This window comes from Uliginosibacterium aquaticum, from assembly GCF_012972705.2.
Lineage (GTDB): Bacteria > Pseudomonadota > Gammaproteobacteria > Burkholderiales > Rhodocyclaceae > Uliginosibacterium > Uliginosibacterium aquaticum.
Genome location: NZ_JABCSC020000001.1, coordinates 741466 through 754153, shown reverse-complemented (window position 1 = coordinate 754153; position 12688 = coordinate 741466). Strand labels below are relative to the sequence as shown.

The 12688-nt window shown below is 62.5% G+C and carries 14 protein-coding genes; 8 read left to right on the top strand and 6 right to left on the bottom strand.

Going from position 1 to position 12688, the window contains the following annotated elements; all coding sequences use genetic code 11:
- Positions 1 to 76: 76 nt before the first annotated feature.
- From HJ583_RS03465 to HJ583_RS03450, 4 genes are read left to right on the top strand one after another with little or no spacing between them, the layout of a single operon-like run.
- Positions 77 to 640 carry a hypothetical protein gene (locus HJ583_RS03465; RefSeq protein ID WP_170020517.1) on the top strand — a complete coding sequence of 188 codons (564 nt, stop codon included), beginning with the start codon at positions 77 to 79 and terminating at the stop codon, positions 638 to 640.
- 4 nt (positions 641 to 644) lie between these two features.
- Complete coding sequence (locus HJ583_RS03460) at positions 645 to 1115, top strand: WbuC family cupin fold metalloprotein (RefSeq protein WP_170020515.1); 471 nt, start codon at positions 645 to 647, stop codon at positions 1113 to 1115.
- Positions 1116 to 1160: 45 nt separating this feature from the next.
- Positions 1161 to 2279 carry an endonuclease/exonuclease/phosphatase family protein gene (locus HJ583_RS03455; protein WP_170020512.1) on the top strand — a complete coding sequence of 373 codons (1119 nt, stop codon included), beginning with the start codon at positions 1161 to 1163 and terminating at the stop codon, positions 2277 to 2279.
- Entirely contained in the window at positions 2276 to 2458 is a 183-nt protein-coding gene (locus HJ583_RS03450; RefSeq protein WP_170020510.1) for a hypothetical protein, read from the top strand. Before HJ583_RS03455 ends, HJ583_RS03450 begins: the two co-directional genes overlap by 4 nt.
- Before the next feature lie 39 nt (positions 2459 to 2497).
- Here HJ583_RS03450 and ahpF read toward each other — a convergent pair whose 3' ends face one another.
- Both ahpF and ahpC read right to left on the bottom strand, forming a co-directional pair.
- On the bottom strand, positions 2498 to 4051 hold the full coding sequence (ahpF, locus tag HJ583_RS03445) for an alkyl hydroperoxide reductase subunit F (protein WP_170020508.1): 1554 nt from the start codon (positions 4049 to 4051) through the stop codon (positions 2498 to 2500).
- 246 nt (positions 4052 to 4297) lie between these two features.
- The gene (gene ahpC, locus HJ583_RS03440) at positions 4298 to 4861 is read right to left on the bottom strand and encodes an alkyl hydroperoxide reductase subunit C (protein ID WP_101941521.1); all 564 of its coding nucleotides are present in this window, start codon (positions 4859 to 4861) and stop codon (positions 4298 to 4300) included.
- Positions 4862 to 5131: 270 nt separating this feature from the next.
- Here ahpC and HJ583_RS03435 point away from each other — a divergent pair, with 270 nt between their 5' ends.
- The 3 genes from HJ583_RS03435 to HJ583_RS03425 are packed head-to-tail and all read left to right on the top strand — an operon-like array spanning position 5132 to position 9119.
- Positions 5132 to 6673, top strand: a complete 1542-nt coding sequence (locus tag HJ583_RS03435; RefSeq protein ID WP_101941522.1) for a hybrid sensor histidine kinase/response regulator — start codon at positions 5132 to 5134, stop codon at positions 6671 to 6673.
- Positions 6674 to 6689: 16 nt separating this feature from the next.
- Positions 6690 to 7331 carry a response regulator gene (locus tag HJ583_RS03430; protein WP_101941691.1) on the top strand — a complete coding sequence of 214 codons (642 nt, stop codon included), beginning with the start codon at positions 6690 to 6692 and terminating at the stop codon, positions 7329 to 7331.
- Positions 7332 to 7361: 30 nt separating this feature from the next.
- On the top strand, positions 7362 to 9119 hold the full coding sequence (locus HJ583_RS03425; protein WP_170020506.1) for a GGDEF domain-containing protein: 1758 nt from the start codon (positions 7362 to 7364) through the stop codon (positions 9117 to 9119).
- Here HJ583_RS03425 and HJ583_RS03420 read toward each other — a convergent pair whose 3' ends face one another.
- Genes HJ583_RS03420 through HJ583_RS03405 form a run of 4 tightly spaced genes read right to left on the bottom strand, consistent with a single transcriptional unit; the run spans position 9120 to position 11507 of the window.
- The gene (locus tag HJ583_RS03420) at positions 9120 to 9425 is read right to left on the bottom strand and encodes a DUF167 domain-containing protein (RefSeq protein WP_170020504.1); all 306 of its coding nucleotides are present in this window, start codon (positions 9423 to 9425) and stop codon (positions 9120 to 9122) included.
- A gap of 1 nt (position 9426) precedes the next feature.
- A complete protein-coding gene (locus HJ583_RS03415; protein WP_328824815.1) occupies positions 9427 to 9939 on the bottom strand; it encodes a YggT family protein in 513 nt (170 codons plus the stop codon).
- A 34-nt stretch (positions 9940 to 9973) separates the two neighbouring features.
- Positions 9974 to 10792: a pyrroline-5-carboxylate reductase gene (proC, locus tag HJ583_RS03410; protein ID WP_170020500.1), complete on the bottom strand. Its 819-nt coding sequence runs from the start codon at positions 10790 to 10792 to the stop codon at positions 9974 to 9976.
- A gap of 19 nt (positions 10793 to 10811) precedes the next feature.
- Entirely contained in the window at positions 10812 to 11507 is a 696-nt protein-coding gene (locus tag HJ583_RS03405; protein ID WP_170021310.1) for a YggS family pyridoxal phosphate-dependent enzyme, read from the bottom strand.
- Between the two features lie 90 nt (positions 11508 to 11597).
- On the opposite strand from HJ583_RS03405, the gene HJ583_RS03400 reads away from it, so the two are divergent.
- Positions 11598 to 12644, top strand: coding sequence for a type IV pilus twitching motility protein PilT (locus HJ583_RS03400; RefSeq protein WP_101941528.1), 1047 nt, complete (start codon positions 11598 to 11600; stop codon positions 12642 to 12644).
- Positions 12645 to 12688: the final 44 nt, after the last annotated feature.

Genomic DNA, 12688 nt, shown 5'->3' with positions numbered 1-12688 from the left:
TACACCCACGGCCCTGCCAACACGCCAGTCGCCCGACTACAATTGAATCGTCCTTTCAACAAACTCCGGCCTTCTCGTGCGCTCGCTTCGCCTGCCCTTTCTCGTCGCCTTGTTGTGCCTCGCAGGCCAAGCCCTGCCGGCCCACGCTCAAGCGACCGGCTTGCGCCTGAAGCACACGCCGGAGAGTCAGCAAGCGGGTGAAAGCGGGCTGCGCCTGAGCTTTTCCAGCTTCAGCGCCGCTGGTGAAGTCACTGCAGCACAGTCCTCTCCCCTGTTTGATGCGGCCAGTGTACGCAACAGCCTGCGCGCGGATTACCCCCTGCTGGCCAAGGGCGTGCATACCAGTGTTGGTGTCAGCTGGAATGATCTTTCCGCCAGCACCTCGGGACAAGCTTCCTCGCGCAGCAGCCAGCTGGCAGCCGTCCCCTTTCTCGGCTTGAGCTGGCAAAGCAGCCAGGCTCGCCAGAATCGCTGGTCTCTCTCTGCCGAGGTCGGCACTGCACTGGCCGGAAACTGCAGCGGCATGGCTCCCAGCTGCAGCGGAGCACCTACAACCGGGCTGAACCCAAGCAGCTCCGGCAGTGGCCTGCGCCTGAATCCCTATGTGAACTTCGGCGCAACCTTCCGCTTCGATCAGTAAGCGGATGAGTACCGGATTTTTCGATCAAGCCTTTCTGGATGCGCTAAGCGTCCGTGCCCGCGAAAATCCACGCCGGCGCCAGAACCACAATCTTCACCCTAACCTTGAAGCCCCGGCTCAGCGTTTCTTCAACGCCATCGAGCCCGGTAGCTACGTGCGGCCACACCGCCATCTGGCGCCCGGCAAGGAAGAAACCCTGCTCATGGTGCGCGGCAGACTGGGCCTGGTGTTCTTCGAAGAATCCGGCGCAATCACCAGCACCCACTTGCTCACGGCCAACAGTCAGTGCATCGGGGCGCAAATCCCGTTGGGCTGCTGGCACAGTGTCGTCGCGCTCGAAACCGGCTCAGTATTCTTCGAGGTCAAGGACGGCCCCTACCTGCCGATCACCGCCGAAGAGCAAGCCCCCTGGGCGCCCGCCGAAGGCTGCCCTGCTGCTGCCGAGTTCGAGCAGGCCCTGCGCGCACGCTTCTGACGGGCCTGTGCTAGGGTGCGGGAGTCTTCATTCCCCGCCTCTGCCATGGCTCGCCTGCGTATCGCCAGCTACAACACCCAGAACCTGTTCGCCCCGCCCGCCGCCCTGAACGCGCCGGATGGCAGTGATGTGCTCAGCGACGGTCTGGAGCTCTCCACCCTGCTGCGCGAGGAAAGCTACGAGGGCGAAACAGGCCGGCGCATCCTGCAACTGGTGCAGAAATACTTCCTGCATCGCGGCGACGCCAAGCACCCCTGGTTCGTGCTCAATGAAATGCGCGGGCGTCTGCTCGCCATGCACGGCCGCAAGCTGCTAGGCCTGCGCGCCAAGGGCGCAGCGGACTGGGTGGGCTGGCTGCAGTGGCAGCGCATGAGCGCGCTGGACGAAGGCATCCGCAACACCGCCCGCGTGATCGGCGCCGTAAATGCCGAGGTGATCGCCCTGTGCGAGGTGGAAAACCGCCCTACCCTGCAGCAGTTCAACCAGAGCGTACTGAGTGAATTCACTAGTCCCTACCCGGTGCAGATGTGCATCGATGGCAACGATTCGCGCGGCATCGACGTCGCCCTGCTCTCGCGCCTGCCGCTGCGTTCGATCCGCACTCATGTGTTCGACACCTTCATTTCGCCGCTCACCGGCAAACCGCATCCAGTGTTCGCCCGCGATTGCGCCGAATACGAACTGGGCCTGCCCGACGGCCGCTCGCTGTGGCTCCTGATCAACCACTTCAAGAGCAAGGGGCCGGGCCGCCCCTCGGACCCGGCTCCGGAAAACGTCTGGCGCCGCATCCAGGCCGAGCATGTGGCGGCTTATCTGGATCGCTTTGATCTGCAACGCGATTGCGTCGTGGTCGCGGGGGATCTCAACGAAGACCCGGCCGAGGGCAATCTCGCCGCCCTGCTCGGCAAGCCAGGCCTGACCGACGTACTGACCACCGACAAAGCGCCTGAGGAAACCTGGACCCATCGTTTCAAGGACGACTGCAGCCGGCTTGATTACCTGCTGGTCTCGCAGCCGCTGCGGGAGCGGCTGGTGGCCGCCGGCATCGAGCGACGCGGCATTTTCTCGCCAGAGATCGCGCAAAGCGAGCGCTTCGCCGAGGTAGTGGACCGCGCCACCCAGGCCTCCGATCACGCCGCGATCTGGGCGGATTTCGAGCTGTGAAGCGCATTCTCGCGGCTCTGCTGGCCCTGGGCTGCCTCGCCCCGGCCACCGCCGCTCCGGCAGCCTGGTACTGGTGGGTAAGCCGGACCACAGGCCAGCGCGTCTGCAGCCAGACCTCCCCCGGGGAAGGCTGGCTGCACGAGAAACGTGCTTACGACAACTCGCGTTGCGAGGCCTGAAGCGACTGGCGTTCACGCCCGCAAACAAGCAGCCCCAACTCAGTGGGCGCCGTCCCGGATGATGTGGTCAAAGGCCGACAGCGACGCCTTCGCCCCCTCGCCCATGGCGATGATGATCTGCTTGTAGGGCACCGTCGTGCAGTCTCCAGCTGCGAACACGCCGGGCACCGAGGTCTGGCCCTTGGCGTCGACCTCGATCTCGCCGCGCGGTGACAGATTCACCACGCCCTTGAGCCAGTCGGTGTTCGGCACCAGCCCGATCTGCACGAAGATGCCTTCGAGTTCGATGTGCTGCACTTCGCCGCTGACGCGATCCTTGTAGTTCAGGCCATTAACCTTGTCGGTACCGGTCACCTGCGTGGTCTGCGCCGAAGTGATGATCGTCACATTGGGCAGGCTGCGCAGCTTGTTCTGCAGCACCGCATCGGCGCGCAGAATGCTGTCGAACTCCAGCAAGGTCACATGCGCCACGATGCCGGCCAGATCGATCGCGGCCTCCACGCCGGAGTTGCCGCCGCCGATCACCGCCACGCGCTTGCCTTTGAACAAGGGACCGTCACAATGCGGACAGTAGGCCACGCCCTTGGTCCGGAACTCGGCCTCGCCCGGCACGTTCATGTTGCGCCAGCGCGCACCGGTGGAGAGGATCACCGTCTTGCTCCTGAGCACTGCACCATTCTCCAGCGTGATTTCCACACCGCCCGCCACCGGCTTGAGTGCCAGCGCCCGCTGCAGGTTCATGATGTCGACGCCGTACTCCTTCACATGCTCTTCCAGCGCCATCGCCAGCTTCGGGCCTTCGGTGGCCTTCACCGAGATGAAGTTCTCGATGCCCAGGGTGTCCATCACCTGACCACCGAAACGCTCGGCCACCACGCCGGTGCGGATACCCTTGCGCGCCGCATAGATCGCCGCCGCCGAGCCGGCGGGGCCACCGCCCACCACCAGCACGTCAAAGGGCGCCTTGGCATTGAGCTTTTCGGCGTCGCGTGCCGCTGAATTCGTGTCCAGCTTGGCGATGATTTCTTCCAGCGTCATGCGACCCTGACCGAAGAGTTCGCCATTCAGATAGATCGCCGGCACGCCCATGATCTGACGCGATTCGACTTCAGCCTGAAACAAGGCGCCATCGATCATCGTCGAGCGCACATTCGGATTCAGCACCGCCATCAGGTTCAGGGCCTGCACCACGTCCGGACAGTTGTGGCAGGAGAGCGAGATAAACACCTCAAAGTCATACTGCCCCGGCAAGGCCTTGATCTGCTCGATCAGCTCAGCCTCAACCTTGGGCGGATGCCCGCCCGCCTGCAGCAGCGCCAACACCAGCGAGGTGAACTCATGGCCGAGCGGGATGCCGGCAAAGCGGATCTTCATGTCCGAGCCCGCACGGCGTACCGCGAAGGAAGGTTTGCGCTGCGATGCATCCGTATCTTCGAGCAGCATGATCTTGTCGGAGAGCGAGGCGATCTCGTCGAGCAACTCACGCACCTCGGCGGACTTGGCGCCGTCATCCAGCGAGGCGACAAGTTCGATGGGATGCTGCAAACGGGTCAGATAACTTTGCAATTGGGTCTTGAGTGTAGCGTCGAGCATGATGATCTCCTGCGTCAGTTGAATTCATTTGGCATGCACTCATGCCATGCCTCAGCGCATCGGAGACGATGGGCTCAGGGATGGGATGAGGGGGATGGAAAGATGCCGGCCACGCCCGCTACTAACGAGAGAGGATGTCTTTCGCAAGCGCGGCCGGCGTACTGCTCGATCTCGTAGGTGCGACTTCAGTCGCACACCGCACATGGGCGGCCAACTGAAGTCGGCCCTACAAAAACATCGTTACGCTCAGATCTTGCCGACCAGATCCAGCGACGGAGCCAGGGTGGCTTCGCCTTCCTTCCACTTGGCCGGGCAGACTTCACCCGGGTGGCTGGCGACATACTGGGCAGCCTTCACCTTGCGCAGCAGCTCGGAGGCATCACGGCCCACGCCACCGGCGTTGATCTCGACAATCTGGATCTTGCCTTCCGGATCCAGCACGAAGGTGCCACGATCGGCCAGACCGGCTTCTTCGATCATCACGCCGAAGTTGCGGGTGATGGTGCCGGTCGGATCACCAATCATCGGGTACTGGATCTTCTTGATGGTGTCGGAAGTGTCGTGCCAGGCCTTGTGAGTGAAGTGCGTGTCGGTCGACACGGCATACACCTCAACGCCCAGCTTCTGGAATTCGGGGTACAGATCGGCCACGTCGCCCAGTTCGGTCGGGCACACGAAGGTGAAGTCAGCCGGGTAGAAGAACACCACCGACCACTTGCCCTTCAGATCGGCGTCAGACACCTGCACGAACTTGCCGTTGTGATAGGCGGTGGCGTTGAAGGGCTTGACGCTGGAATTGATGTAGGACATGAGGTTTGCTCCTTGAAATTGGGTTTGTCGGAAGCGACAGAAGCCATATTAAGGAGTCGGGATTAATAGACCTAATTTATTAAACAAAACGTTTCGATAGCCAATCATTATCGCCCTCTACGTGAAGCGACAGCCCTGTGCATCGGCAGCTCAAAACCATGCGCGGAAGCCCCGATCAGGCCCGCTAATCCGGATCAGATCCGCGCAGCAAGCCTGTCGCTGCCCGTGCTATCTTCGCTCCCAGTCCCGCCATGGGATTCCGGAGGCCTTATGTCGTCTGCGCAGCGATCTGCGCCCTTGCGCGTACTCTTCGTCGAAGACGACGAAAACGATGCCATGCTGCTCGCCCGCCACCTGCGTCGCGAGGGTTACCAGTTGGAAACCGGCCAGGTCAGCAGCCTCGCCGAGCTGAACGCTGCGCTGCAAGGCGCAAAATGGGACGTCGTCATCTCCGACTTTGCCCTGCCCGGCTTCTCGGCGCTCGAAGCGCTCGAAACCGTACTCGCAGCGGACCCCGACACGCCTTTCATTGTGGTCTCCGGCATGATGGACGAACTGACGGCCTGCGCCATGATGCGCGCCGGCGCCCAGGACTATCTCAGCAAGGACAAACTTGACCGCCTCGCTCCCGTGATCGACCGCGAACGCCACGAAGCCCGCATCCGCCAGGAGCGGCGCATGGCGCTCGAAGCCGTGCAAGCCAACGAAGAGCGCTTCCGCGCGCTGGCGGCCAACATCCCTGGCGTGCTGTTCCAGATGATTCTGGGGGAGGACGGCAGACTGCCCTTCCTGTATGTCAGCGAGGCCTGCATGATGCTGCTCGGCATCCCCGCCGACGTGTTGATGTCGCGCCCCGACCCGCTCCTAGATCTCGTTCTGCCGGATGACCGCAATGGTCTCAACACTGCCCTGCGCCTTGCCGGCACGCGCGGTGGCACCCTGAACTGGGAAGGGCGCATCCTGCCACCAGGTGCTGACATTAAGTGGATCAACATGCGTTGCTCACCACGCACCCTGGCCGATGGCCGTGTGCTGTGGGAGGGGGCCATGTGGAACATCACCCAGAGCAAGGTCGCCGAATCCGAGCTGCGCGCCTCACGCTCCCAGCTGGCCGAACTCTCCGAACACCTCCAGCGCGTCAAGGAAGACGAGCGCGACCGCATTGCCCGCGACATCCACGACGTGCTCGGCGGCACCCTGGTCGGCATCAAGATCTCGGCCAAGCTGCTGGCGGGCAAGCTGGGCCAGGCCGAACCGGCCGCCCTGGCCCGCATCCACGATATCGAGGTGATGCTCGACGAAGCCATCACGACCGCCGGGCGTGTGGCCCGCGAATTGCGGCCGGGCATTCTCAAGGAGTTCGGGCTCGCAGCCGCCATCGAAAGCTATGCCGAAGACTACTCACATCGCGCCGGCATCTCCTGTACCGTGCTGTGTGCCGACCACGATATCGAGACCGACGAAAATATCTCCCTGGCCCTCTTCCGCACCTACCAGGAAGCCCTCACCAACGTCAGCAAACATGCGCAGGCAGCCCAGGTCGAAGTGCGCCTGATGCAGGAAGAGAACGACATCGTGCTCGAAATCAGTGACGACGGGCGCGGCCTGACCGAGCAGGACCTGGTCAAACCCAAGTCCTTCGGCCTGCGTGGCATTCGCGAACGCCTGAAAGGGCTGGGCGGAGACATGGAGCTTCTGCAGCGCGAGCCGCGTGGTACAACTGTCATCCTGCGCGCGCCACTGACGGCTGCATATACTGAAGGTGGCAATAACCTTGCCGTAAACAGGGTGGATGGGCTCACCACGAGCTGACAACACGGACAAGAACATGACTGGGAAAATTCACGTACTGATCGCTGACGATCACGCCATCATCCGTCAGGGGCTCAAACAGATCCTCTCCGACACCGAGGATCTCGAAGTCAGCGGCGAAGCCGATGGCGGCATCAAGGCCCTGCAACTGATCCGCGAGAACACTTACGACGTCGTGCTGATGGATGTCTCCATGCCGGACCGCAACGGCATCGACTCGCTCAAGCTGATCAAGAAGGAGTTCCCCAAGCTGCCGGTGCTGATGCTCAGCATGCACCCGGAAGAGCAATACGCGATCCGCGCCCTGCGCGCGGGAGCAGCCGGCTACTTGTCCAAGCAAGGCGCGCCCGAACAACTTGTCACCGCAATCCGCCAGGTCGCCTCCGGCAAGAAATTCGTCAGCGCAGCCGTGGCGGAAGAGCTGGCCAACTCGATCGGCGAAGACCTCGACAAGCCGCCGCACGAAAAACTCTCCGACCGCGAGTACCAGACCCTGTGCATGATCGCTTCGGGCAAGACCCTCACCCAGATTGCCGAGCAGCTGAACCTCAGCGTCAAAACCGTAAGCGTCTACCGCGCTCGCCTGCTGGAGAAAATGAAACTGCGCAACAACGCCGAATTGACCCACTACGGGCTCAAGCACGGGCTGGTGGAATAAGGGCGGCCTGCGGGCGAAACGCTACACAGCATGGCTGAATTCAACTCCCCTTCCGAAATCGCGCGCGAAACCCTGCGCCGGCTGGCCATGCGCCGCAGCCTGCCGACTCCGGAGAATTTTCGCGAGATTTACCACGAGATCGCGGGCACCCAGGCTGAAGACCCTTTCCCCGAGCGCCAGTTGCGCCAAATTGCAGCTGCCCTGCCGCGCGCCACGCCGGAACAGCTCAAACTCGCGCGCCAGTTTGAAGCCGCTTTTGCCGAACACAACTGGGCCAGTTTTCGCAGCCACCTGATCAATCTTTTTACAGAACAGGAAAGCGAACCGCTTGCCTGGGGAAGCCTGATCCGCGAGCTGCTGGCACAGATCGAGCGCCGCCAGATGGGCCTCAACAGCGTCACCAAGCAAGAAGCCTTCAACCGCATCATGGAAAGCAGCTCGGCCGACCCCGACCTGCTCTACTCCCGCCTGCAAGGCCTGGTCAAAGGCTGGAGCCAGTTACCCGCCAGCAGCAATGCCAGTGCGGAAACACCCGACGACGAGCCAGAAAACGCGCGCCAGCGCGCCACCAGCACACCGGCACGACTCGATGCTGCGCCGGAAGCCTGGCGCAAACTGCTGGCCGACACCCTGGATAGCGCCATCGGCCTGCTGCTGATCGACACCCCCGAACTCGCCAAGGAAGCCAGTGCCCTGGGCAAACTGCTGCGCGAGCCGGTCGCGGGTGAGGAAGAAGCCTTCAGCGAGCGCCTGAAGAACTTCGCCTACAAGGTGCAATGGGTTGCGCAGGACCAGAGTTATATCCGTCAGGCCCTGCTGAACCTGCTCCAGCTGATCATCGAGAACATCAGTGAGCTGGTCATTGAAGACAAATACCTGCAGGGCCAGATGACGGTGCTGCTGGAACTCTTCCGCGGCCCACTGGACAAAAGCACCCTCGAAGAGCTCGGCGAGCGCCTGCGTGATGTGATCTACAAGCAAGGCACCCTTAAGCGCAGCCTCAACGAAGCGCAGAACCAGCTGCGCGAAATGCTCGCCCACTTCGTGTTGCGTCTGGGTGAGCTGGCGGACGCCACCGGCAACTACCACAGCAAGGTCAGTGCTTTTGCCGAGCGCGTGGCCCATGCCGGCAGCCTGCAGGAGCTCACCGGGCTGATCGATGACATCGTGCAGGAAACCCGTCTGGTCGAAACCAGTGCCCGGAATTCACAGGACGAGCTGCAGCATCTGCGCATCGCCGTCGACCAGGCCAATCGCGAAATTTCCCGCCTCGAAGGTGAGCTCGAGACCGCCAGCGAGCTGGTCCGCCACGACCCGCTGACCGGCGCGCTGAATCGCAAGGGGCTGGACGAAATGGTGGCACGCGAGCTGGCGCGCATGAAGCGGCGCAGCAGCAAACTCTCGATCGCCTTGCTCGATGTGGATGACTTCAAGAAACTCAACGACAGCTTCGGTCATCTGACCGGCGACGAAGTCCTCAAACACATCGCCCAGGTCATCCGCGAAACCATTCGCCCGCAGGATTCGGCCGGCCGCTACGGCGGCGAGGAATTCCTCATCCTGCTGCCGGACACCGCGCTGGATGACGGCATCTCGGCGCTACGCCGGGTGCAACGCGAACTCACCAAGCGCATCTTCCTGCACGACAACCAGAAACTGCTGATCACCTTCAGCGCCGGGGTGGCGGAAGTTCAAGCCGGCGAAAGTATCGAAACAGTGATCGAGCGCGCCGACCAGGCCATGTACCGCGCCAAGAAAGCCGGCAAAAACCGCGTTGAAGCCGGCTGATCAGTTCTCACTGAACAAGCGCAACAGCGCAGCTTCATCCGCACCCTCAATGCGCACCACCTTCTGCCGCGACGTTTCGCCACTGAGCAGCGTCACCGCCCGTTTCGGCAAACCCAGCGCTTCAGCAAAGAACGCCTGCAGGCAGGCGTTCGCCTTGCCCTCCACCGGTGGCGCGGCAAGGCGCACTTTCAGCGCCTCACCGTGCAGGCCGGCAAACGCGGTGCGCTTGGCGCCCGGCTGCACATGCAGACTCAGGGTGAAGGCCCCGTCCGGCTGACGCCTTACGGCGACCGGCAAGTCCGCCATCTCAGGGCAGCCAGAACATCAGAATCTGCAGGACCAGCAACAACACCAGCGGCGACAGGTCGACATTGGCGATCGGCGGAATCACGCGCCGGAACGGCGCCAGGAAGGGTCGCGTAAACATGTGCAACGGCCCAGCCAGCGGCGAATGCGGATTCACCCAGGACAGCACGGCGCTCAGAATCACCACCCAGAACAACATCTGCAAGGCCGCCTTGATAAGCCCCAGAAAGCCGAACACCAATGCCGATAGCAGCAGGCTCACGGGCTCGACCTTGCCCGCCATCAGCCCCAAGATCAGCACCACCGCGACCTGGATCAGCCAGGCCGGCAAAAGCGAACACAGATCCAGCTTACCCACGCTGGGCACCCATTTCTGAAACGGCAGCACCGCCCAGTTGGTCGTCGCCAGCACGAACTGTCCCAGCTGACTGACAAAGGAAATGCGCTGGAAGCGCATCACCGTGCGCACCAACAGCAGCGCGGTGAAGAAGCCCGCAACGGTCTGCAGGATCAAGGCAAAAGTTCCATAGAACATGTTCGGCTCCTTTTCAGTTCGTGTCTGCGCCGAGAATCTCGCCCAGCTCGTGGCCGCGTGCAGCAGCTGCCGTCAGCGCACGCTCCACCATGGGCAGGAAACCGTCTGCCGCGAAGCTCTTCAGCGCAGCTTCGGTCGTGCCGCCCTTGGAGGTCACGCGCTCGCGCAGCACCGCCGGCGCTTCTGGGCTGGCAGCAGCCAGCGCCGAGGCGCCCACCAGGGTCTGGATGGCCAGCCGGCGTGCCGTCTCAGCACTCAGGCCAAGCTTTTCGCCAGCGGCCTCAAGGGCCTCAATGAAATGGAAGACATAGGCCGGGCCGCTGCCAGACAGGGCGGTCACCGCATCGATCAGAGCTTCTTCTTCAACCCATACACTGCTGCCAACGGCCGCCATGATGCGGTCCACCGCCGCGCGTTGTGCCGCACTCACGCTGGCATCGGCAAACAGGCCGGTCATGCCCTGCCCGATCAACGCCGGGGTATTCGGCATGGCACGCACCAACAGGGAGTGGCCACCCAACCAGCGGCCGATATCAGCCAGCCGCAAACCGGCAGCGATACTCACCACCAGCTGGTTTGCCAGCTTGCCGGCTACCGGAGCCAGCGCCTCGCGCATCTGCTGCGGTTTCACCGCCAACACCAGCACCTCGCAGGCCTGCGCCGCGTCATCCAGTGCCGCGACGGCACGCACGCCAAAGTCCTGCTGCAGGCGCTCGCGTGCGGCTTCGTACAGCTCGACGACCTGAATGTCGGTGGCGCTGAAGCCCTGCTTGAGCAAACCGCCAATGAGAGCAGAGGCCATGTTGCCGCCACCGAGGAAAGTGATTTTCATGCTTGGTTCCCGTGTTTCGTTATTGGTTTTTCTGACGTGTGCCAAATATCGCCGAGCCGACCCGCACCAGCGTCGAGCCCTCGGCAATCGCCAGTTCCAGATCATCCGACATGCCCATCGACAAGGTCTCCAGCGGCAAGCCCAACTGCTCGCGCAGGCTATCGCGCAACCCGACCAACTGACGGAAGCGGCTGCGCAACAAAACCTCATCCTCACTAGGCTCCGGAATGGCCATCAAGCCGGCCAGCTCGACCCCGGGCAGCGCCGCTACCGCCGCAGCCAGCGCCGCCAGTTCAGCCGGCGCTACTCCGCTCTTGCTGGTTTCACCGCTCACATTCACCTGCAGACACAGCTTGAGCGACGGCAAGGCCTCCGGGCGCTGCTCGGACAAGCGCTGAGCAATCTTGAGCCGGTCGACCGAATGCACCCAGGCAAAATTCTCCGCCACCAGCCGCGTCTTGTTGCTCTGCAGAGGGCCAATGAAGTGCCACTCGATCGGCAGATCCCGCAGCTCCGCCATCTTGTCGACCGCCTCCTGCACATAGTTCTCGCCAAACGCCCGCTGGCCCGCAGCAAAAGCTGCCCTCACGGACGCAGCTGGCCAGGTCTTGGAGACGGCGAGCAAACCGGTCGAACCGGCCAAACGCCCGTATTTCCGCCCGGCGGCGTCGATACGGGCACAAACAGCTTTCAGGTTTTCGGCAATGCCGGGCATATAATCCATTCAACTTCGTGTGCCAATGCGCCGAAAAGTATAGCAGTCGTGCCGAACTCCCCCTTTTGAATCCCGGGAAGCGAATTCACCATGGAAATTACCGAACTGCTGGCCTTCTCCGTCAAGAACAAGGCCTCCGACTTGCACCTCTCGGCCGGCCTGCCGCCGATGATCCGGGTGAACGGCGACGTGCGCCGAATCAATCTGCCGCCGCTGGAGCACAAGGATGTGCACGCCATGGTGTATGACATCATGAACGACAGCCAGCGCAAGCAGTACGAGGAATTCCTCGAGTGTGACTTCTCCTTCGCGGTGCCTAATCTGGCGCGCTTCCGCGTCAACGCCTTCATCCAGGAGCGGGGTGCCGGCGCGGTGTTCCGGACCATTCCGTCCAAGGTGCTGACGCTGGAAGATCTGAACTGCCCCAAGGTTTTCAAGGAAATTTCGGATCAGCCACGCGGCATCGTGCTGGTGACCGGCCCGACCGGCTCGGGCAAGTCCACCACGCTGGCAGCGATGGTCGATTACGTGAACGAGAACCAGTATGCCCACATCCTCACCATCGAGGATCCGATCGAATTCGTGCACCAGAGCAAGCGCTGCCTGATCAACCAGCGTGAGGTGCACCGCGACACCCACTCCTTCTCCAACGCCCTGCGCTCCGCCCTGCGGGAAGATCCGGACGTGATTCTGGTGGGCGAGTTGCGTGATCTGGAAACCATCCGCCTCGCCATGACTGCCGCTGAAACCGGCCACCTGGTGTTCGGCACCCTGCACACTTCCTCAGCCGCCAAGACCGTTGACCGCGTGGTCGACGTATTCCCGGCCGAAGAGAAGGAAATGATCCGCGCCATGTTGTCCGAATCGCTGCGCGCGGTGATCTCGCAAACCCTGCTCAAGACCAAGGACGGTCAGGGCCGCGTGGCCGCTCATGAAATCATGATCGGCACCCCGGCAATCCGTAACCTGATCCGTGAAAACAAGGTCGCGCAGATGTACTCCTCGATCCAGACCGGCCAGCAATATGGCATGCAGACGCTGGACCAGAACCTGCAGGATCTCGTGCGCCGCAATATCGTTTCGCCTGCCGAGGCCCGCGTGCGTGCGTCCAACAAGGATCTGTTCCCGGGCAACTGAGCCCTCAACGCATTGAAGCAAGGCCGGGGCACCCGGCAGTTACG